General features: G+C 75.4%; 1 protein-coding gene. It reads right to left on the bottom strand.

The window, feature by feature from the left end:
- On the bottom strand, positions 1 to 514 hold a 514-nt coding region (locus E0L35_RS26510; RefSeq protein WP_249362193.1), incomplete at its 3' end, for an ABC transporter substrate-binding protein.
- Positions 515 to 536 lie beyond the last annotated feature (22 nt).

Consider the following 536-nt stretch of genomic DNA (forward strand, 5'->3'; position numbering starts at 1 on the left):
AGCGCAGCCGGTCGAGCACCGCCTCGCGGCTGAGCCCGGCCGTGGCGAAGGCGGTCGAGGCCAGCCCGGCATGGGCGTCGCCGGCCATCCCGGCGAACGCCGCCCGGGCCTGGGGCGCCGACAGGGTCGCGACCGCGTCGTAGAGCGTCGAGCCCACCGCCCCGGCCTGCACGGCTCCGGCCGCCGCGCGCTGGTTGCGGGTGTGCGCCACCGCGGCGAAGTCGAGGTCGTTGCGCGCCAGCGTCAGGGTCACGGCGTTCGGCTCGTAGCCGAGGAACGGGGTCAGGAACGCGAAGCTGCTCGACACCCCGGCGAACCGGCCCTGGACGCCGCCCGCGGCGTTGATCTCGTCCACCGCGATCTCGACGCCCCGTGCGCTCTCCTCGCCCAGGAGCGCGAGTTGCCCGCTGAACGGGAACAGCGCGCCGAACTTCACGTCGGCGGCCCGGGCCGTCGTCTGGGCCGCGGCGCCCAGCGCGAGGGCGGCGGCGAGTGCACGCGCCAGAACTCTCATCGTTTCCTCCCGTGTCAGTCGT

This window comes from Halomonas sp. ATBC28 (genome assembly GCF_005937175.1).
GTDB classification, from domain to species: Bacteria; Pseudomonadota; Gammaproteobacteria; order Pseudomonadales; family Halomonadaceae; genus Vreelandella; species Vreelandella titanicae.